At 43.8% G+C, this 18,465-nt stretch carries 21 protein-coding genes, 3 tRNA genes and 1 pseudogene; 5 read left to right on the forward strand and 20 right to left on the reverse strand.

Features of this window, described 5'->3' with window-relative positions; genetic code table 11:
* Positions 1–198: pseudogene (locus B9T36_RS19120) on the forward strand (IS30 family transposase); the annotation flags it as partial.
* A gap of 44 nt (positions 199–242) precedes the next feature.
* On the opposite strand, the gene B9T36_RS17135 reads toward B9T36_RS19120, so the two are convergent.
* Complete coding sequence (locus B9T36_RS17135) at positions 243–659, reverse strand: DoxX family protein (protein ID WP_086210662.1); 417 nt, start codon at positions 657–659, stop codon at positions 243–245.
* A 194-nt stretch (positions 660–853) separates the two neighbouring features.
* Here B9T36_RS17135 and B9T36_RS17140 point away from each other — a divergent pair, with 194 nt between their 5' ends.
* Positions 854–1,498 carry a DedA family protein gene (locus B9T36_RS17140; protein WP_086210663.1) on the forward strand — a complete coding sequence of 215 codons (645 nt, stop codon included), beginning with the start codon at positions 854–856 and terminating at the stop codon, positions 1,496–1,498.
* Here the strand turns inward: B9T36_RS17140 and B9T36_RS17145 are convergent.
* The 5 genes from B9T36_RS17145 to B9T36_RS17165 form a co-directional block, all read right to left on the reverse strand.
* Positions 1,495–2,088: a LysE family translocator gene (locus B9T36_RS17145; protein WP_086210664.1), complete on the reverse strand. Its 594-nt coding sequence runs from the start codon at positions 2,086–2,088 to the stop codon at positions 1,495–1,497. The genes B9T36_RS17140 and B9T36_RS17145 overlap by 4 nt on opposite strands.
* 214 nt (positions 2,089–2,302) lie before the next feature.
* A complete protein-coding gene (locus tag B9T36_RS17150) occupies positions 2,303–2,692 on the reverse strand; it encodes a hypothetical protein (protein ID WP_086210665.1) in 390 nt (129 codons plus the stop codon).
* Entirely contained in the window at positions 2,689–3,543 is an 855-nt protein-coding gene (locus tag B9T36_RS17155) for a ParA family protein (RefSeq protein WP_086210666.1), read from the reverse strand. Before B9T36_RS17155 ends, B9T36_RS17150 begins: the two co-directional genes overlap by 4 nt.
* 85 nt (positions 3,544–3,628) lie before the next feature.
* Positions 3,629–4,021 (reverse strand): SirB2 family protein, encoded by a 393-nt coding sequence (locus tag B9T36_RS17160; RefSeq protein ID WP_086210667.1) that lies wholly within the window; start codon positions 4,019–4,021, stop codon positions 3,629–3,631.
* A 14-nt stretch (positions 4,022–4,035) separates the two neighbouring features.
* Entirely contained in the window at positions 4,036–4,344 is a 309-nt protein-coding gene (locus B9T36_RS17165) for a BolA family protein (protein WP_086210668.1), read from the reverse strand.
* Between the two features lie 220 nt (positions 4,345–4,564).
* Here B9T36_RS17165 and B9T36_RS17170 point away from each other — a divergent pair.
* The 3 genes from B9T36_RS17170 to B9T36_RS17180 all read left to right on the forward strand — a co-directional run bounded on the left by B9T36_RS17170 (position 4,565) and on the right by B9T36_RS17180 (position 4,871).
* Positions 4,565–4,640: transfer RNA gene (locus B9T36_RS17170), tRNA-Gly, on the forward strand.
* A gap of 41 nt (positions 4,641–4,681) precedes the next feature.
* A tRNA-Gly gene (locus B9T36_RS17175) sits at positions 4,682–4,757 on the forward strand.
* A 38-nt stretch (positions 4,758–4,795) separates the two neighbouring features.
* Positions 4,796–4,871, forward strand: a tRNA-Gly gene (locus tag B9T36_RS17180).
* Between the two features lie 133 nt (positions 4,872–5,004).
* Here the strand turns inward: B9T36_RS17180 and cas1f are convergent.
* From cas1f to B9T36_RS17250, 14 genes are all read right to left on the reverse strand, one after another.
* The gene (gene cas1f / locus B9T36_RS17185) at positions 5,005–5,904 is read right to left on the reverse strand and encodes a type I-F CRISPR-associated endonuclease Cas1f (RefSeq protein ID WP_086210669.1); all 900 of its coding nucleotides are present in this window, start codon (positions 5,902–5,904) and stop codon (positions 5,005–5,007) included.
* Positions 5,905–6,093: 189 nt separating this feature from the next.
* Positions 6,094–6,468: a rod shape-determining protein gene (locus B9T36_RS17190; RefSeq protein ID WP_086210670.1), complete on the reverse strand. Its 375-nt coding sequence runs from the start codon at positions 6,466–6,468 to the stop codon at positions 6,094–6,096.
* 280 nt (positions 6,469–6,748) lie between these two features.
* Positions 6,749–7,183, reverse strand: a complete 435-nt coding sequence (locus B9T36_RS17195) for an excinuclease (protein ID WP_086210747.1) — start codon at positions 7,181–7,183, stop codon at positions 6,749–6,751.
* Between the two features lie 15 nt (positions 7,184–7,198).
* Complete coding sequence (locus B9T36_RS17200; protein ID WP_086210671.1) at positions 7,199–8,422, reverse strand: beta-ketoacyl-ACP synthase; 1,224 nt, start codon at positions 8,420–8,422, stop codon at positions 7,199–7,201.
* A complete protein-coding gene (locus B9T36_RS17205) occupies positions 8,422–9,147 on the reverse strand; it encodes a 3-ketoacyl-ACP reductase FabG2 (RefSeq protein ID WP_086210672.1) in 726 nt (241 codons plus the stop codon). The genes B9T36_RS17200 and B9T36_RS17205 overlap by 1 nt, the downstream gene beginning before the upstream one ends.
* The gene (locus B9T36_RS17210; RefSeq protein WP_086210673.1) at positions 9,144–9,581 is read right to left on the reverse strand and encodes a 3-hydroxylacyl-ACP dehydratase; all 438 of its coding nucleotides are present in this window, start codon (positions 9,579–9,581) and stop codon (positions 9,144–9,146) included. Before B9T36_RS17210 ends, B9T36_RS17205 begins: the two co-directional genes overlap by 4 nt.
* Positions 9,578–10,774 (reverse strand): beta-ketoacyl-[acyl-carrier-protein] synthase family protein, encoded by a 1,197-nt coding sequence (locus B9T36_RS17215; RefSeq protein WP_086210674.1) that lies wholly within the window; start codon positions 10,772–10,774, stop codon positions 9,578–9,580. Before B9T36_RS17215 ends, B9T36_RS17210 begins: the two co-directional genes overlap by 4 nt.
* Positions 10,767–11,324, reverse strand: coding sequence for a DUF3261 domain-containing protein (locus B9T36_RS17220; protein ID WP_086210675.1), 558 nt, complete (start codon positions 11,322–11,324; stop codon positions 10,767–10,769). The genes B9T36_RS17215 and B9T36_RS17220 overlap by 8 nt, the downstream gene beginning before the upstream one ends.
* Positions 11,314–12,615: an NAD(P)/FAD-dependent oxidoreductase gene (locus B9T36_RS17225; protein ID WP_086210676.1), complete on the reverse strand. Its 1,302-nt coding sequence runs from the start codon at positions 12,613–12,615 to the stop codon at positions 11,314–11,316. The genes B9T36_RS17220 and B9T36_RS17225 overlap by 11 nt, the downstream gene beginning before the upstream one ends.
* A gap of 18 nt (positions 12,616–12,633) precedes the next feature.
* On the reverse strand, positions 12,634–14,958 hold the full coding sequence (locus B9T36_RS17230) for an MMPL family transporter (protein WP_086210677.1): 2,325 nt from the start codon (positions 14,956–14,958) through the stop codon (positions 12,634–12,636).
* Positions 14,933–15,574 (reverse strand): LolA family protein, encoded by a 642-nt coding sequence (locus B9T36_RS17235; protein ID WP_086210748.1) that lies wholly within the window; start codon positions 15,572–15,574, stop codon positions 14,933–14,935. Before B9T36_RS17235 ends, B9T36_RS17230 begins: the two co-directional genes overlap by 26 nt.
* 7 nt (positions 15,575–15,581) lie before the next feature.
* Positions 15,582–16,001, reverse strand: coding sequence for an acyl-CoA thioesterase (locus B9T36_RS17240; protein WP_005012597.1), 420 nt, complete (start codon positions 15,999–16,001; stop codon positions 15,582–15,584).
* 9 nt (positions 16,002–16,010) lie between these two features.
* Positions 16,011–17,543 (reverse strand): HAL/PAL/TAL family ammonia-lyase, encoded by a 1,533-nt coding sequence (locus tag B9T36_RS17245; RefSeq protein ID WP_086210678.1) that lies wholly within the window; start codon positions 17,541–17,543, stop codon positions 16,011–16,013.
* A gap of 5 nt (positions 17,544–17,548) precedes the next feature.
* Complete coding sequence (locus B9T36_RS17250; RefSeq protein ID WP_086210679.1) at positions 17,549–18,463, reverse strand: acyltransferase; 915 nt, start codon at positions 18,461–18,463, stop codon at positions 17,549–17,551.
* Between the last annotated feature and the right edge of the window lie 2 nt (positions 18,464–18,465).

Below are 18,465 nucleotides of genomic sequence, written 5' to 3' on the forward strand. Positions count from 1 at the left end.
CGAGGCACGAATGAAAATACAAATGGTTTAATCAGACAATACATTAAAAAAGGCAGTAATTTAAATGCCTATACGGATGAATATATCTCAGAAATCACTCAACGTTTGAATCATCGCCCAAGAAAAAGACTCAGCTTTAAAAGTCCGAGTCAGGTATTATGGCAACAACATGGTGTTGCACTTCAAATGCTAATCTAAGAAATAAAAAAAGCAGCATCGTAAATGCTACTTTTCATTTTGAATTATTTTTCAATCAGATGATCTAGGCTCATTTTTCCTGCACCATGTAGCATCAGAAAAAACAAACCTCCTGCCATGGCAAAGTTTTTCATAAAATTAATACTGTCTTGTGTGCCATCATGAAAGATAAAAGCGGTAATCACACTAAATAGACCCAAACCAAACGCAGCAAAACGCGCTTGGAATCCAAACAGCAGCGCTAAGCCACCACCAAACTCAACCAAAATAGTTAATGGTAATAGCGCTCCGGGAACGCCCATAGACTCCATATACCCTACAGTTGCGCTATAAGCTGTAATTTTCCCCCAACCTGCGACAAGGAAAATATAAGCCATCAGCACGCGTGCAATTAAAGCTAAAACAGCATCGGTATTGGGTTGATTGACAATATTTTTGACCACAACATTTGGATTAAACATTTTTACACCTTTAAATACGTTTTATTTGAAGTTGTAGCTATCTTAATAATCTCTGTTTTTAGAATAAATATGCATTTTCATTATGCATCGTTCCGAATAGAGAACAATAATAGCCGAATTTATTTACGTTTTAATACTGACTTCTGACAATGAGACTGCTAGGATTTCTGCACTCTTCTGTTTAATTGTGCCCCATGGAACTGATTGATTTTATATTACATGTCGATGACCATCTGCTCGAGTTTATCACCAACTATGGGGTTTGGATTTATGCAATTTTGTTTCTTATCATCTTTGTGGAAACAGGCTTGGTGGTCATGCCCTTTCTACCCGGCGATAGCTTATTGTTTGCCGCAGGTGCCTTAGCTGCATCAACGGGTGCAATGAATCCATGGTTCCTTGGTATTTTACTTTTTGTCGCAGCCGTACTGGGCGATACATTGAACTATCACATTGGTCGTTATATTGGGCCGCGTGTTTTTGAAATCGAGTCACGTTTTATTAATAAACAACACCTGATAAATACACAAAAATTCTTTGAAAAACATGGTGGTAAAACCATTATTTTTGCGCGTTTTATTCCCTTTGCGCGCACCTTTGCACCTTTTGTGGCAGGCGCAGGAAAAATGGACTACAAATTTTTCCTGTCTTATAACCTGATTGGTGCATTCTGCTGGATTGGTTCATTCATTACTTTAGGTTATATTTTTGGCAATGTGCCTGTGGTCAAAGACAATTTCACGCATCTGATTTTCGGTATCATTATTATTAGTGTCTTGCCTGGAATCATTGGTTTTATTCGGGCGAAATGGAAGAAAAAATCAACCACTCGTGCTTAGGCAAAAAAGCGTAAAATCACAGGGAACATACATACCACCAATAACATGGCCGATCCTTTGTACAAGAGATCGGCTTTTATTTGCTTGGACTCACCCGATAAAATGGCACGACCAAATGACATCCAAAACAAAGCCGTAGGTAATAAAACTAAGCTAAATACAATAAAGACCCATAAAAAATTCGTCGGATTATCCCATGTTTCATAAGGAAAAATACCTGCAGCAAACAGTACAGCTTTTGGGTTTTTCAAAGTTGAAAAAAACAACTGCATTGGTCGAATCGAGGTAAAACGTTGATTATGTTTTTCTAAATGTGAGCTTTTCCATAGGTGAAAGGCCAGCCAAAATACGTAACCTGCGCTAATAATATGCAAAATATCAATCAGATATGGCCAGATAGGGGTACTCAAATGAATTAACAATGCCCATAAGTTGATGGCATAGAAATACCCGAACAGTTCTGCAGGCACAAGCGCACTGGTTTTCGCCAGACCTTGCTGATGTGCAGAGCTTGCGAGTAAAGCATTGGTTGGTCCCGGAATCATCAGGACAGCAATCATTGCCAATACAAACAGCCAACTCTCAATCATAGACATCCAACAACAGTATTCAAGATGCGCAATTTAGCCGAAAAAGAGCAGTTTCCTCAAGTCAAGGCAGACAAAAAGACAGAACCTACTTACTGAAAAGTGACCTTAAAAAATAATAAGACGTTGTTTTATTGTGATTATTTTTGAAACATTTTGCTAAAATTTTCATTCTGCTAAAGATACAAACACTTCAGCAGAATGAATCTATCCGTGTTTAATTTGTCTTATTTCGGACAGTAATCGTACAACCCTTAAACTTTGCAGCTTGTACTATGGCTTCTTGTTGGCCCAAAAGCCTTGAAATTTCGGTCTTTTTAGTATTCGAAGATTGTCCCATATTGAGCGAAATACTTGGACCAAAGCCCCAGCCGCCACCATGACTCCAACCACCACCCAGTCCCACACCTACACCCATACCCGTGCGTTTTTCAGTCGGTACACCTTCATCTAAATGTTGTTGAATACGATTATACTCTGCCTGTAGCTGTTGGCAGTTCAGCGCTTGGTACTGTGTAGGAGAAACATAGGTTGGTTTAACCGTTGTGGCACACGCACCTAATAACAACGTACTGCCCGCTAAAAAAGCAACTAAGATATTTTTCATGCTGAATCTCGCAGTTTATTATTCTCAATCTCATTGAACAATGATTGATAGGCCTGCGTCAATTTATGATCATGCGCCAAATGAATCAACGGTAAATTTTTATGATGTGACTCTTTCATCATCACCGATGGCGGTAACATACTTTCTAAAACAGGTAGACCTTCATCTTTCAACTGTTGCACCACTTCACGTGGCAGTTTAGCCTGTGCTTGGTATTGATTGACCACGATGCCCTCAATTTCCAAATGGTCATTATGATCATCTTGGGTTTCAAGTACATTTTCAATCAAGGTTTGTAGTGCTCGTTTAGAGAAAACATCACAGTCAAACGGAATTAGAACTTTATTGGCCGCAATCAATGCCGATAAGGTAAAGAAATTAAAGGCTGGTGGTGTATCAATATAAACTCGGTCGTACTTCCCAACCAGTTGTTGTAAGGCATCACGCAATTTATAAATTTTATGTTTGGATTCTAATGCATGGGCCAAGGCACCCAAATTTGGGCTGGCAGGAATCACATCAAGATTTTTAAAAGGAGACTGATGCACATAGCTTTCTAAGCCTTTGGCACGTCCTTTCAGGATCGAACCAATCGCATTGCCGAGCAAGCTTTTATTTTGTGTAGCACCCAGAACTTCTTCAAAATAGTTCTCAATATTTGGCTCTAAAGCAGGCTTATCCGCAGTATAGGTTGCATCATCGCCCAACACATACTGACTCGAATTCGCTTGTGGATCGAGATCAATCAATAATGTTTTTAGACCTTGATGCGCACTGATAGCAGCCAAATTCACAGCAATACTGGACTTGCCTACACCACCTTTTTGATTAAATACCACACGTGTATGCATAAAATCCCCTCCATCTTGTTATTTTTCCACCTTATCTAGCAGTGTAGCGCAGAACAGGTTTCGTGCCGAACATTATGTCTAACAATTAGCCAAAGTTTGGTTTAATCATGACTAAACCAATAATCGAAACCATCGACACTACAGCGAGAAATAAGCCTGCACGGCGCTGTGCTAATAAAATTGTGTCATCCTTTTTATAGGCTTTAGATAAAGAAGACAGTATGACTAAAAATAAAACCACTTTGGCATAGAACCATGTTTGCACTTCAAAGTTTTTCATCACCAATAAGATGATGCCTGTGAGTACAATCATAGTCATACTCAAATGCTGAAATGCAACAAAAGCGATACGACCTGTAGGATTGGGCTGGTTACCCTGAACCCCTTTAAACAAGGTCATCGCACGTGCCAAAATAATTATGCATGCAATACTCACCGCACTCATATGTACAATTTTAATCAGTAATTGTGTTTCCATTCGCAAGCCTCTGTTTAGCTTTTCGGTGCATGCGCACAGTTTGGGCTAGAAGTGTCTTGCCCTTCCCACTCTTCTGGTAGAAAAGCATGAATAGCTAAAGCATGAATTTTTCCAGGACTGAGTAAATCGCCTGCTACGGCATAAATTTTTTGATGCCGCTGTACCAAACGCAGACCAGCAAAGGCTTCACTCACCACAATCACTTTAAAATGTGATTCCTTACCGGGGAAATATCCACCATGCCCCGAAGATTCATTCACCACTTCTAAATGGGATGGGGAAAACTGCTGTAAGCGCTCAATTAATTGCTGCTCTAAGCTCATGCCTGTCTCCAAAAATGATTATTCTGAGAGTATACCTGTTCCTTGCTGCTATGCGACGGTTAAAACGATCATCATCCGAACCAAGACTTTACTTTTCAGCGGTAAAAAATCAAAAAGTCGGAACAGACTGCATTAAACTGGCTTTATTTTATGCAATTAAACTCAGCTTTTTCATAAAGCTATTGACCCTGAACTTGCTTGCTGTATCATACAGCGCTATGCGGGAATAGCTCAGTTGGTAGAGCACAACCTTGCCAAGGTTGGGGTCGCGAGTTCGAGTCTCGTTTCCCGCTCCAAATTTTTTTCAGGGTAAGTTTTCGTAAAAACTGCTCAATACGCGGGAATAGCTCAGTTGGTAGAGCACAACCTTGCCAAGGTTGGGGTCGCGAGTTCGAGTCTCGTTTCCCGCTCCAAATTTTTTAGTGTAAGTTTTTATAAAACTGCTCAATACGCGGGAATAGCTCAGTTGGTAGAGCACAACCTTGCCAAGGTTGGGGTCGCGAGTTCGAGTCTCGTTTCCCGCTCCAGATTCAAAAAAGCCCTCATCGAAAGATGGGGGCTTTTTTATTGATTTGATTACAATTTTCTCTAACATCTAAAGGCAGTATAGACAATTTCAGCAAAGTCTTACCATAGATAGTGTCACCTTTACATCAATTTCTAAGCTGCGCGATATTCAGTAAATTTTTGTAGTAACTGCTGTCTAAACTCTTGCTCTTTCATGCCCTCTTTGGCACAAATAAATGCCCAAGGCAAAATCACAGTATCCTTAATTAAATCCGCTACATCAAACACCAAAGCACCACGTCGAGTTTTACCGTGCATCACTGCAAATGAATGAGAAATGCCTAACACCCAAAGCGTGGTTGCAGCTAAACCGTAGGCGAGATAATTACCATGATTCAAAAAATCATTGGCTAAATCCCCTTGTTCATGATTGCGTTCAAAACTGAGTTTGCAACGTGTGGCCGCAATCTTATAAAGTTGCTTGGTCATTTGTGCTTCAGCAAGCAATAAATCACCAACTTTGCTTTGATGTGGAATTTTCTTTTCAAACCCTGTTAACGCTTGGGTGATATCTTGGTCATCCAGATAAAATCCTTCGGCTTGTAAATCCCGATCTTTAGCCCAAACTTTACGAATAAACTCAATACGGGCGAACTGAAATTGTTTTGCGACCTCTAAACGTTTCGCCTCATCAAACCAAAAGCTCATCCACCCCTGCATGTACTCTGTTGGACGATATTCACTTTGTGGCATCATCCATTCAATTTCGCTCCCCATAAATAAAGGCGTTCCACCGCCGCCTGTAAAACCGACCAATACTCCTGCACTGGCGAGCATCCGCATCGCTGCTTGGGTAATGGATGTGCCTGTACCCAATAAAATGACCGTGGTATTGGCGATTGGAATATTCCAATATTGGTTTTCATTTTTGGCTTCTGTGAGATATAAAACTCGACCATCTTTTTGCATGACACGTGCATGTTCAAGGTAGTAAAGATTGGCACGTTTAGAATGTAAAATTGCTTTTAAATCGGAAGGATTAAGTTGTTCCATTATTGTTATCAATTTTAAAGAGGCGTTATTATTAAAATATCTTCACCCCATCTTTATTGAAATAAAATTAAGCAAGCTAACGTCACATCTTGACGCAGAATCTTCGCAAGATGCATCTGTATGGTAATTTATACCTCGATTTGCTGAAACTACTTCGTAACAACCCTCTTTAACTTCCTAAACCCCTAGTTATCTATTCTCAATAGAATTTCCATCAAGGTCATAAAGATTTACTGCTCGTGCACCAGTATCAAGAAATAATTCTTTAAAAGCTCGTATTTCAATCTTAGCTAAATTAGCCTGTATTGGCTCCATTATTTGGACAATCGCAATAGGAGCTGTAAACTTGAAAAAAGATAAACTATTAGAATGATGTTTCATTAAAGCTTTCAATGTTGTTGTAGCACTTTCAAAATCTGCCAAAATCATTCTCGGATGATCATAAGGTATTTGAGGAACTTCTGTTGCTTTGACAGTACCATCCCCTGACATCAAATCCATACGGTTTTTATAAAAATGTACCCACATTGCTTTAGGATGTTTCTTTAAATCGTCGCTTATCATCTTGATTCTTAATTTTCTCTAAATTAACATAATACGCTTATACGAAGTGCTTGAAATTTTCCTTTTAGCATCAATCCCCCAGCCAAAAAGATTTTAGAATTCAGCATACTAGAACGGCTTTTCATCATTATTCATGCTTCACACTTACTGTTTAAACAAGATAAAGCCACTGAGCCTAACCGCTCATGAAAACCGCTGACTTGAGCGATAAAACCATGATTATTTTATATCAAGCCGAGCCTTTCTCTTGTTTATAGAAAGACCCAGCCCATCAGTCACATTAGAACTTTACTAAGTCACCTTTTAACGCCACCCCTGCTAATGCCGTACCTTTCGCACATTGGTAAGTCGTGGTGCTACGTGTTTCGTTGGACTTATAGAAACTCACCAAATTGGTCACGGCATTTGCACCTTTTGCTTTTGCCGTATTTTGGAACTGAATCAACGCAGAACGTAGCACATGATCACATGAACTTTCTGCCGATTTAGCAAAACCATTGGTTTTTTTATTGGTCACTAAGCCTTTTTGAATGACCTTGCCACCTGACTTAGTGCCCGCTAAATAAAACTTGACTGAACCATCCAACACCCCATCAGCGACAGCACGGTTTACGGCTTCTTGGAAATTGAAATCATGCATTTGGTCAGCTGCTTGAGCCGATGCAATCCCACATAAAGACAATACTGTTACTGCAAAAGCTTTTTTAAAAGACATCATTTTTCCCTCATCTTATTTGAAACGTTTAAAAATTAAGGAGGTATTAATCCCTCCAAAAGCAAAATTATTGCTCATCATGGTTTGCGTTTCTGCTGAACGCATGCCCGATACCACATAATCCAGATCACCGCAGGCGCTGTCAATCTGATCTAAATTTAAAGTCGGCACCAATTGATTGCGTCGCATCATTTCAATACTGAGCCATGCTTCAATGGCGCCACACGCCCCAAGCGTATGCCCAAAATAACTTTTTAATGAGCTAATCGGTTTTTTGCCTAAGATCCGCGCAGTCGCTTGTGATTCAGCAATATCCCCCTGATCGGTCGAGGTACCATGCGCATTAACATAATCAATATCTTCGGCTGTAAGCTGTGCATCTTTGAGTGCCAACTGCATACAACGGCCCATCATTTCAGAATCAGGTCGGGTCACATGCTGACCATCGGTATTGCTGCCATACCCCACAATCTCGGCATAAATGGTCGCCCCACGTGCTTGCGCATGTTCATACTCTTCTAAAATCAAACAACCTGCGCCTTCACCCACCACCAAACCATCTCGGCTTGCATCAAATGGACGTGGGGTTTTCTCTGGATGGTCATTTTGCACACTGGTCGCCAATAGCACATCGAACACGGCTGAACCCGCTGCACTGAGCTCTTCCGCACCACCTGCAATCATCACAGTTTGCTTGCCATATTTGATCGCTTCATAAGCTTGGCCAATCGCCATAGAACCTGAAGTACAAGCACTCGAAGTTGGTAGGGTTAAACCCTTTAAACCAAAATACACCGTCATATTGACTGCACTGGTATGCGACATCATACGAATGTAGGTCGTGGCATTCAGTTGGCTCATATTGTGCTCAATCAACATGGCGCCAAACTCACGTACGGCATCCACACTGCCCGCAGAGGAACCAAAGGCCACACCTGCATCACCACTTTTTAAGATATCCGCATGCAGTAAACCTGCATCTTCTAATGCTTTTTCAGCACATACCGTAGACATTAAAGCAACACGCCCCATGCCACGGGTTACTTTACGGTTAAAATGCTTCGGTACAGTAAATGACTCCACCGGGCCAGCCAATTTACTGCGTAAATCAGGATAAATTTCCCAGTCAGGCATATAGCGAATACCGCTTTTGCCTTGTGCAAACTGCTCAAAAATTTGTTCTGCGGTTTCACCCAAAGAAGTAATTCCAGACATGCCTGTTACGACAACACGTTTCATTAGATCAAGCCTCCATTGACTGAAATCACTTGACGAGTGATATAACTGGCATCATCACTACATAAAAACTTCACCGCTTTTGCGACTTCTTCTACCTGTCCCATGCGTTGCATCGGGATCATTTTCAAGGCGTGTTCTTTAACTTCTTCGTTCACCATTTCGGTTTCAATCAAGCCCGGAGCAACACAGTTCACCGTAATTTTACGTTTGGCCAATTCCAGTGCCAATGCTTTAGTCGCTCCAATCAAGCCTGCCTTAGCAGCGCTATAGTTCACCTGACCACGATTCCCCATGATTCCAGATACTGAAGACAAGGTCACAATACGTCCGCCCTTTTTCAAGCGAATCATCGGCATCATCAGGGGTTTCAGCACATTATAAAAACCGTTCAGAGAAGTCGAGACCACATCATCCCAGTCTTCATCAGTCAGTGCGGGGAAAGCACCATCACGGGTTAATCCTGCATTCAACACAGCGCCGTAAAAAGCACCATGCTGTGCTATATCTTGCTCTAAAATAGCGGCAATATTTTCACGCTCATTCACATCGAACATCAGTACATGGCTGGCCTGTCCAAGTGCTTGAATTTCCTGAGCCACCGTTTCGGCCTCAGACTGTCTTGAACGAGCATGTACCGTGACATCAAAGCCCGCCTTTGCCAACTCCAAAGCGATCGCTTTACCTATTCCTCGACTCGAACCCGTGACTAAAATTCTTCTGTTCACACTAATTTTCCAATGATTTCATTCATATTTTCAGGCTCAAATACGCTCAACATAGCGCTGAACCGACGTTCTTGATATTCAATTTCACAATTAAACTGCCCCAAACCTTCGTGCAGATAACTTTGTTCGACCCGAATCTGCACGGTTGTACCCAAACTAAAATAGGCACAGGGTAACTGCATTTTACGCGTTCCCAATAAAAAGCCAATTTTCGGTGGCCAACCCTTGGTTTGCCCTTTATAGCCTGCATAGGCACTAATGGTCTGCGCCATCAGCTCAATACTGCTCCATGTGGGCAAGCCATTTGGCTCACAAAACATCAAATCAGCTGTGATATTAAGTTCTGCAATCGCAAACGTATCATCGGCTTCAATCAGATGACTTACAAAAACCATCGGTTTCGCATGCGGAATAAACTGTACTGCGTCCATCATGACAAAGCCGTCCCGAAAATTAAACTGATATTGCTCCCCCCAAAAGCAAAAGAATTACTCATCGCATAGCGAATAGGTGTATTCAAATGCGGTGTAAGCACATAATTTTGCCCAGCCAAAACATCATCCAATTCGCCTGCCTGATGCAGCGGCAACCAAGATTGGTCCAATAAAACTTGCTGGCAAATAAAGGCTTCTATTGCACCCGCCGCCCCCAGACAATGCCCTGTTTTATGTTTGGTGCTGCTAAGTGCAACTGGATAATCTGCAAAAACAGTCTGCACCGCCTTCATTTCCATCGCATCATTTTGCGGTGTAGAAGTCCCATGCAAATTTAAATACCCAATATCGCCTGCTTCAAGCTGTGCCATATCTAAAGCTTTTTGCATCGCCTCCGCAGCCCCTCGTCCTTCTGGATGTGGTGCCGAAATATGCCATGCATCCATTGACTCGCCACTCGACAGTAACATCACAGGAGCGGGCGTTTTGGACAGTAAAAACAGTCCTGCGGCTTCACCAATATTAATACCATCACGGTTGGCACCACAGGGCTGACAAATTCCGCTCGATAGGCTTTCTAAACTATCAAAGCCATTTAAGGTCAGCTTGCATAAGGTGTCTACTCCACCGACTAAGACAGCATCGGCCAGATCGGCATTCAGCAGACGTTGCCCCGCCGCCAGCGCTTTAGCTGCCGAGGAACAAGCGGTAGAAATGGTATAGGCAGGCCCTTTCCAGCCCAAATACTGTTGTAAGGCTTTCGCTAAACTGCCCATTTCTTGCTTTTGGTGCTGTACAGACTGCGGTACTGACTGTTGAAACTGGACTTTTAAGACAGGCTCATTATCCGCGATGCCTGAGGTTGAAGTACCGATAATCACAGCAAGACGTTGTTTAGCAAACTGTGCTGTATAAGCATGAATTTCAGTTTCAATGTGCGCCAAAGCCGTCAGGGCAAAGCGTAGATTCCGTGAATCTGCAGCGCTCAAGCTTTCAGGGACTTGTTGAACTAAGGTTTGATCAGATGCACCGACCCAGACCGAACGCCCCGCAATCAGATCCTCTCGTTGCGACAAAGTATTCTCTGTGCTGGTTAAGGCATGCTGAAGCTCAGTGGCATTTTGCCCCAAAGCCGACAGCGCCACACTGAACTGAATCCCCACGGCTGAAACATGCTGTAGATTTTTAGTCATGATGGTCACCTTGATCATCTTCTAAAGTATTGCTCACCGTGCTGATCACCATTTGATAAGGCACTTGCAAATTATCCAGTTCAATTGTTCCTTCATTGTGCTGAATTTTCAACACGGGTTGCTGCTGTATATAAATGGTATCGTCTTTCTGCACGACCGCATTTTGAGCAGTATGTAAGGCAGCAAAATTTGGATACGTAGCATACAGAATATCACGCACCACATAATCAAAAGGCAACCGTTTCATTGGATCAATCCGCTGTTCAACTTCGACCTTTTGACCATCAAAACTGAGCTTAAACAACTGCTGTCCTGTGAGGCTGAGCGCTAACATATCAAGCGACTGCCCCCGTTGTTGCTGATACAGTAAAAAGCTGAAACTCTGGGTTTTCCACTGTACTTCGATTTGATCTTGACGTTGATAATTTTGCGCAGCCCACTGCGGGGTCGCGAGTCCCTGCGCCTTGGGAATCCAGCTTTGGCAGGCACTACAGAGCAGAGCACTGGCTAAAACCCAACTGACGGTTTTCAAACGCAGCTTAAGTTTCATCAGTCAACGACTCTTTTTGCGGTTGTTCTTCTCGGCAATATTCGACCAAAGTGCTCAAGCGTTGCTTGGCATTACGATGAATCGGGTTGCTTGCATCCCACGCATAACCTGCCAGTAAGGAAGCAATCATACGGCGGATTTTTTCATCCTGATGAGTGGAGAACACCACATCCTGAAATTCACCTGAATACCATGACTCGACATAGGCACGAAATACTTGAATGCCTTTACGTAGTGGCTTTTCATATTGCTCCATCCAATCGACTGCCTGACCTTGCAGCACTTGCTCAACCAATGGCACCGCTAGACTGGACGATTTTAAGGCAATCGTTACCCCTGAAGAAAAGACAGGATCGAGGAACTCTCCCGCATTACCGAGTAGCGCATAATTGTTTGATGCCAAATGTTTCACATCGGCAGAATAGCCCACCAAAGTACGCACAGGAGTATCATGTTTGGCGTGACGCAGTACATGCGACAAACTGGCATCATCGGCTAAAATACGTTTCTGCAAGGCTTCAAGGTCATAATCTGCACTGCCGTCATAACCATATTTTTCAAAGAAATCCTGCTCCGCCACGATGCCAAATGAAGAACGCCCATCGGCAAAGGGAATCAGCCAATACCATGCACGGTGGTCTTTTTCATGTACGGTAATTAAAATTTTCTCACGGTCAAACTCAGGGTCATTCAATAGACCGTCTTCAATGTGGGTAAAGACCGCACGGCGCACAGGAAAGTCCGATGGGCTTTCTAAGTCGAGAAACTTCGGCAAAATACGGCCAAAACCACTGGCATCTAACAGGAACTTGCCTTGAATTTGGTAGCTGTTGCCTTGCTCATCTTTGACCGTCAAAATCGGCTGTGTGGATTTGACATCGACGGCCAAGACTTCATGGCCAAAACGGATGTCCGCGCCCATTTTTTCGGCTTGCTGTGCCAAAAGCTGGTCAAAGTTGGCACGTCGGACCTGCCATGTAGTGCCTGGGCCTTCACTAAATTTTTGGGTAAAGTCATAAAAACTACGCTGTCTGCCTCTTAAAAAAGCCGCGCCATTTTTAAACTGAAAGGCATATTCGTCGGCATGTGCACGCACCGTTTCCAATAAACCCGCTTCTTCTAAAAACACCATACACTGCGGCAATAAAGACTCGCCGATGGAAAAACGCGGAAAATATTGCTTTTCAATGACCGTGACTTGGTAACCTTTTTGGCGCAACAAAGCTGCAGCCGAGCTGCCTGATGGTCCCGCCCCAATAATTAAAACATCTGTCTGTTGCATGGTGCTCATTGCACTGTACCCTTTGACTCAGCTCTTTGGCTGATATTGTTGAACCACCACATGTTTTGCATCGGAGGATGTAAAAAGTGTGGCATAAATAAATGAAAAAATAACGCCCAGCAACACTGTTAAGCCAAAACTGTGAATGGCATAGGTATGACTAAAGGACAGCAAACCAAAACTAAAAAACGTCGACATCATGCACAGGAATAAAGCCATCCCCACCACCTGCGGATGATCATGTCCGTGGCGGTAGAAAATCGCATAGTCCACCCCAATCCCAATGATTAGGAAGGTACCCATAATGCTGAATAAATTAATCTCGACACCCAGCCATGCTTGAATCGCAAACGTGGTCATTAAGGCCATGCTGACAGGCAACACCAAAGGCAGAATGGATTTTTTGCCATATAGTGTCCCTAAGCCAATGGCTAAAATCACCAAAGCGCTGAGTAATAGCCACTGTGCCTGCTCACGGTGCTGTTTAAACAATTCAGACAGTTGATGAACGGGACGTAACAGTTGTACATCAGCATTCTCAAGCTGCTGTACGGCTTTGACATCATGCACATTTTGCAGCATCACCAAACGTTGTGTCGGACTCATCTGCAGAAAATGCAGAGGATGATCTTTAATGACTGCTTCGGTCAACAACGGTTGGTCTTTTAAATGGGCTTGCCAGTTTAAAACATCGGCTGCGTTGAGCTGTAGCGCTTGCGCATATTTCACTAAAGCTGGCTTGGGAATCGCCTGCAACATCGCGATATTGTGCTTCTGCTGCTCAAGCGAGGGAATCCACTGCCCTAAAGCTTGTACAGCATCCAACTTGCCAGCCTGTTGTAAGGGCGCAAGCTCTGCCAGTAGTTGCTGTTCGCGCTGCTCCAACTCTGCTGGGGTTCTGCCCTGTACCACAAAGTATTCACTGCTTTGCTGTTGCATAAAACGCGAACGAATATATTGATCTTCCTGCTTTAAGGTGGCATCCATACTTTGTAAATTACGGATGTCATCATTGCTTCTCAGCAAGGCGAGACTACTACCCATCACCAGTAGAATCAGTGCAATCATGCCATAACGCAGTGTGTTACGGCTCTGCACATAACTGCGTGCTTTGCCAATAAAGCCCAAAGCACGTATCGCAGGTTCCGCATTCAACGCAGGCAAACGTGGTAGCAATAAAATACTGGTCACCCATGCTGCGCTCAGTCCAACCATGGAAAAGACCGCAATCTGCTTAAAACCCGGAAATGGGGTAAAACTCAGCACTACATAAGCCAACAATGTAGTCATCAAACCCACAAATAGGCTTGGCAATAATGGTTTTAAAACTGCAAATCCATCCACCTGTCGGTGCTGAGACTGCATGGCCATAAAGTAAAATGAAAAATCGACACAAACCCCTATCAGACTGGCGCCAAAGACCAGTGTCATCAGGTGAATTTCACCGAAAACCCAATACGTCACCGCAAAGGCCACCAGACTGCCGGTACCGACTGCAACCATTTCCGTCAGCATCGGGCGTATCGAACGGAAGCCAAACCAGACCAGTAGTAATATTCCGATGGTCGAACCCACGCCAATAGTCGAGATTTCCTCTTTGGCAGAATTGGTGCCAAACTGTGCAAACAGTAACGTGCCTGTCCAGTGCGGTTTAACCTGCAACTGGTTGAGCTGCCGATTGATATTCTGAATAAATGCAGCAGTCTGCTCTTGGTAGGCAATGTTATAGGGACTGCTATTGAACTGAAGCACCATCAGGCGCGAGATGCCCTGCTCATCACGAATCGTGGCAAAGCCCTGCTCTAAATTGATATCGGCATTACTTTGTAGGGCACTTAAACCCACTGCATAACGGGGAAACAGCAATAAAGGATCTTGCTTGAGCATTTCAGCCGTGATTGGCATGCCCGGACTCATCAGTTGTAATAAGCCCTGCTCCATCAACGCGGCATCATCCTGCCCTTGCACAATCTGTTGATCTGTCTTAGATAATAGCCCTGCTTTGTGCTGATACAGCGCTTGAGCAAATTGATCAGGATCGAGTTGTGGGCGAACAGGTAAAAATAGCTGACTTTGGTCGGCTTGGGTTTTGAGTGCTTGCGTTGCCTGTTCGAGTTGCTGATCTGTTTTGGCATCCAGCACCACAAAGACTTTGTCATTTAACTGCTGACTGACATATTGCTGTGCTTGTTCCAGATAAGCATCTTGATGTGCCTCAGGCAGCAAAGCAAAAATATTGGTCTCAATCTTAATGCCTTTATTCAGCCAAGCCACGCCCAGTGCCAAAGCAATGACACACAGCACCAACAGCCACAGGGCGCTAAATTTATTTTGCCAATTGGAAAAGCGCATTTTCCACAGCCGTTAAAGTTTGAGGTTGAGCCGTTTGCTGGCTAAAACGAATGATGGTGCGATTATTGGCTTGTTCCAAAATCGTAATACGATCCACATAACGCTGACCTTGCGCATCAACTTGGACAAAAAGCTTTTTAAACAGACTGCTTTTCGGCGTTAAGCTGACATTCCACTGCGTCGGACTGTAATTGGCAGACACCACATTAAAGTTTTTAGCGAGTGCCGCTTCATTGCCCGACATCAACTGTAAAAACATCGTCGCTACAGAGCCATAAGGAGTCTTATCGACTTCAATTTGACTGGATGTGCGTTGTGTCTTTTGTACCAGCTTACGCGGTGTCACCACCAAATCGGCTTTGACTGGACTTTGAATCTGCCACAGCACCCCTTGGTTTTTGCTGAACAGCACCGTGCCTTTGGACACATAGGTTTTATTCAAAGTGGCCAATTTCTTCTGCTGCTCAAATTGGGCACGCACCACAGGCGTTGCACCGAGCTGAGCAAACACCTGTTTCAATTCAGTATTTTGTGCATTCACTGCGGGAGCAAGCAGTGTCATCACGCTAGCTGTACACGCAACCAAAATCGGCTTAAAAAATTTGTATCGAATCATGCTTGCATTACTCCGCTTTAAATTCAGGCCATGCATTTAAACAGTCCAGCAACACCTGTGGTGACTGGAAGCACATTTCACGTTTTTCAATATGTACCGCCACTTGCGAGGTATAACCCTTGGTCAGCTTTCTGCCTGAAACCGCATCGAAAATCAGATATTCGATTTTTAAGCGATTTTCCCATTCTTTCAAAACGGCGCGCACACGAATTTTTTGCTCAAACTCAATGCCTTGTACATAACGCACATGACTTTCAATCACCGGCCATGCATAGCCCGAGTCACGCATTTGGTTATAGTTATAGTGAAATTGATCCAGCAATTTGCAGCGCGCAATTTCAAAATATTTTAAATAATGCCCGTGCCACACCACATTCATGGTGTCGACATCATGAAAAGGCACTTCAATGATTACATCAGCATGCATGCTCATTTCCTATGAATATTGAACAGCAATGCTGTCTAACAGTTCTAAATCCTCAAAGCGATGAACCAATGCCTGAAGCTCTTGTTGCAAAGGACGATCTTCCGCTACATAGGTGAAGCTCTGAAGCACCCAGTGTTGAAATGCTGTTAAAACAGGGCTGAGTTCTGTATCTACCCCTTTGAGTTTGACCGCCTGAACCGCTGCACAGCTGAGTGCCACAATCACTTGTTCAGTCAGGGTAATCACTCGACTGGCATCACGCGCAGCAATGGTACCCATACTGACTTTGTCTTGATTATGACATTCGGTTGAGCGTGAGAAAATCGACGCAGCGAGGGTTTGTTTCAAGGCTTCTGCTGTCCATGCCGAAACCCCAATTTGCACCGCTTTAAAGCCATGATTCAACGGCAAACGCTCAGGGCTTGAACCGGTTAAATTGCGCGGCAAACCATTGTTCATTTTATAGTCGACCAACTGTGCCAACTGACGATCCATCAAGTCGGCAATATTCGCGATCATAATTTTCAGGCTGTCCATGGCTTGGGCAATATGTCCTCCATAGAAATGTCCACCATGCAGTACCCGCAAATTGACAGGATCAATCAATGGGTTGTCATTACTTGAATTCAGCTCATTTTCAATAAACTGACGCAACCAGACTTTAGAATCTTCAAATACCCCAATCACATGCGGCGCACAGCGCAATGAATAACGGTCTTGCAGACGTGAACTTTGGTGTTCAGTCTGCACTTCACTGTTTAACCAGTCACGTAACTGAGCTGCAATATGTTGCTGTCCTGGATGTGGTTTCTGCGCAAACAGGACTTCATCAAAATGGCTTGGATTCCCTTCTAAAGCCAAGACATTCAGGGCAGTAATCAAAGTACTGGCAAAAGAAATCTGTTCGGCTTTTTTATAATTCAGGCAGGCAATCGCGGTCATAACCGCTGTACCATTCATCAGGGCTAAGCCTTCTTTAGGACGCATCACCAAAGGCTGTATACCTTTTTCGGCATACACTTGTGCAATCGGCACAATCTGGTCTTGATAGTACACATCACGCTCACCGACCAAGGCCCCAGCGATATAAGACAAAGGCGTCAAGTCCCCACTGGCACCCACCGAACCTTCTGAGGGAATTACAGGAATGACATCTTCATTCAGCATCCAGACCAAACGCTGTAACAAGGCATGTGAAACACCCGAATAACCGCGTGCTAAAGAACATAAACGCACCACCACGACAGCACGTGCGGTAATTAAGTCTAAGTTTTGTCCCATGCCACAGCCATGAAAACGCGACAAATGTAGTGGCAACTCATGCACTTGATGGGCTGGAATTTCGACCAAGCACGAATCGCCATAGCCCGTGGTCACGCCATAAATGACGCCTTCGTCTTGCAACAGCTGATCGAGGAAATCTGCGCCACGTTGAATCAATGCTGTCCATTCAGCAGAGGCAGGCAATGCCACCTGTTTTTCTTTACGCGCTACAGCCACAACATCTTCAATACTGAGCGGAGTTTCCCCAACAATTAACACAAGACTTATCCTTTATTCCAAAAATTATAAAAATTAAACCATTGATAGGGTGCGCGTATGCAATGCTGTTCCAACAGCTCCACATACTGTCGTGTGGTCTGTTGCATGGCCTGTAAACGCTCTTTACGTGGCCAGTTTAACTGCTCCGCGACTTGATGGATATGCACTTCAAAATGTGTATCGACTCGATAGCAAAACACAGCTAGCACAGGAGCTTTCAACAAACTGGCCAAAATCCATGCGCCCTGTGGCCACAGCGCCTGCTCACCTAAAAACGCAACCGATTGTACCCGATCTGACTGCACAGGTACGCGGTCTGCAGCCACAATCACCCATTCACCTTGATCCAACTTATCCTGTAAAATCAGTGCTGTTTCAATTCCCAACTCATCCACCGAAACCAAATTAACATCGGCATGTTCATTCAGCTTTTTTAAAAACTCATTGAATTTGGTGGCATGTTTTTGATAGACCAACACATTAATTCTCTGCGGATGCTCTGCTTTGACGGCGCGCAACAATTCAATATTGCCAAAGTGCGACACCACAATCACCGCACCTTTTTGATAGTGCGAGCGAAAGTGCGCATGACCATGTAGCTTTAAGTTCTGTTCAGGAATATGCCCAAGCCAACCTTCAATTTTATCTAAAATACATTCGCCAAATTGCATCAAATGCGTATAGCTATGCCAAAGCTGCGGCTCAGCCTGAAACGGTGACTGTGCACCTGCAAAATGATGCAGTTTTTTTAAGTACAACAGAGAAGCCTGACGCGCGGTATTGGAAAAGAGCCAGTACCATAAAATCACAAAGTACAAGATGACCCGACACAGCCAGCGCCCACCCAAACGGTAGAAACCCAGCATCAGCATCAGCGGCAACATCCCGCCCCGCTCTTTCACGGCGCTCCATTTCTGCATAT

The organism is Acinetobacter sp. ANC 4204 (assembly GCF_002135205.1).
GTDB lineage: Bacteria > Pseudomonadota > Gammaproteobacteria > Pseudomonadales > Moraxellaceae > Acinetobacter.

Bases quoted from the DNA above. Each gene is read 5' to 3' on its own strand.
- B9T36_RS17135 (WP_086210662.1), bottom strand. From the start codon at position 659: ATGTTTAATCCAAATGTTGTGGTCAAAAATATTGTCAATCAACCCAAT.
- B9T36_RS17140 (WP_086210663.1), top strand. From the start codon at position 854: ATGGAACTGATTGATTTTATATTACATGTCGATGACCATCTGCTCGAG.
- B9T36_RS17145 (WP_086210664.1), bottom strand. From the start codon at position 2,088: ATGATTGAGAGTTGGCTGTTTGTATTGGCAATGATTGCTGTCCTGATG.
- B9T36_RS17150 (WP_086210665.1), bottom strand. From the start codon at position 2,692: ATGAAAAATATCTTAGTTGCTTTTTTAGCGGGCAGTACGTTGTTATTA.
- B9T36_RS17155 (WP_086210666.1), bottom strand. From the start codon at position 3,543: ATGCATACACGTGTGGTATTTAATCAAAAAGGTGGTGTAGGCAAGTCC.
- B9T36_RS17160 (WP_086210667.1), bottom strand. From the start codon at position 4,021: ATGGAAACACAATTACTGATTAAAATTGTACATATGAGTGCGGTGAGT.
- B9T36_RS17165 (WP_086210668.1), bottom strand. From the start codon at position 4,344: ATGAGCTTAGAGCAGCAATTAATTGAGCGCTTACAGCAGTTTTCCCCA.
- cas1f (WP_086210669.1), bottom strand. From the start codon at position 5,904: ATGGAACAACTTAATCCTTCCGATTTAAAAGCAATTTTACATTCTAAA.
- B9T36_RS17190 (WP_086210670.1), bottom strand. From the start codon at position 6,468: ATGATAAGCGACGATTTAAAGAAACATCCTAAAGCAATGTGGGTACAT.
- B9T36_RS17195 (WP_086210747.1), bottom strand. From the start codon at position 7,183: ATGTCTTTTAAAAAAGCTTTTGCAGTAACAGTATTGTCTTTATGTGGG.
- B9T36_RS17200 (WP_086210671.1), bottom strand. From the start codon at position 8,422: ATGAAACGTGTTGTCGTAACAGGCATGTCTGGAATTACTTCTTTGGGT.
- B9T36_RS17210 (WP_086210673.1), bottom strand. From the start codon at position 9,581: ATGATGGACGCAGTACAGTTTATTCCGCATGCGAAACCGATGGTTTTT.
- B9T36_RS17215 (WP_086210674.1), bottom strand. From the start codon at position 10,774: ATGACTAAAAATCTACAGCATGTTTCAGCCGTGGGGATTCAGTTCAGT.
- B9T36_RS17220 (WP_086210675.1), bottom strand. From the start codon at position 11,324: ATGAAACTTAAGCTGCGTTTGAAAACCGTCAGTTGGGTTTTAGCCAGT.
- B9T36_RS17225 (WP_086210676.1), bottom strand. From the start codon at position 12,615: ATGAGCACCATGCAACAGACAGATGTTTTAATTATTGGGGCGGGACCA.
- B9T36_RS17230 (WP_086210677.1), bottom strand. From the start codon at position 14,958: ATGCGCTTTTCCAATTGGCAAAATAAATTTAGCGCCCTGTGGCTGTTG.
- B9T36_RS17235 (WP_086210748.1), bottom strand. From the start codon at position 15,574: ATGATTCGATACAAATTTTTTAAGCCGATTTTGGTTGCGTGTACAGCT.
- B9T36_RS17240 (WP_005012597.1), bottom strand. From the start codon at position 16,001: ATGCATGCTGATGTAATCATTGAAGTGCCTTTTCATGATGTCGACACC.
- B9T36_RS17250 (WP_086210679.1), bottom strand. From the start codon at position 18,463: ATGCAGAAATGGAGCGCCGTGAAAGAGCGGGGCGGGATGTTGCCGCTG.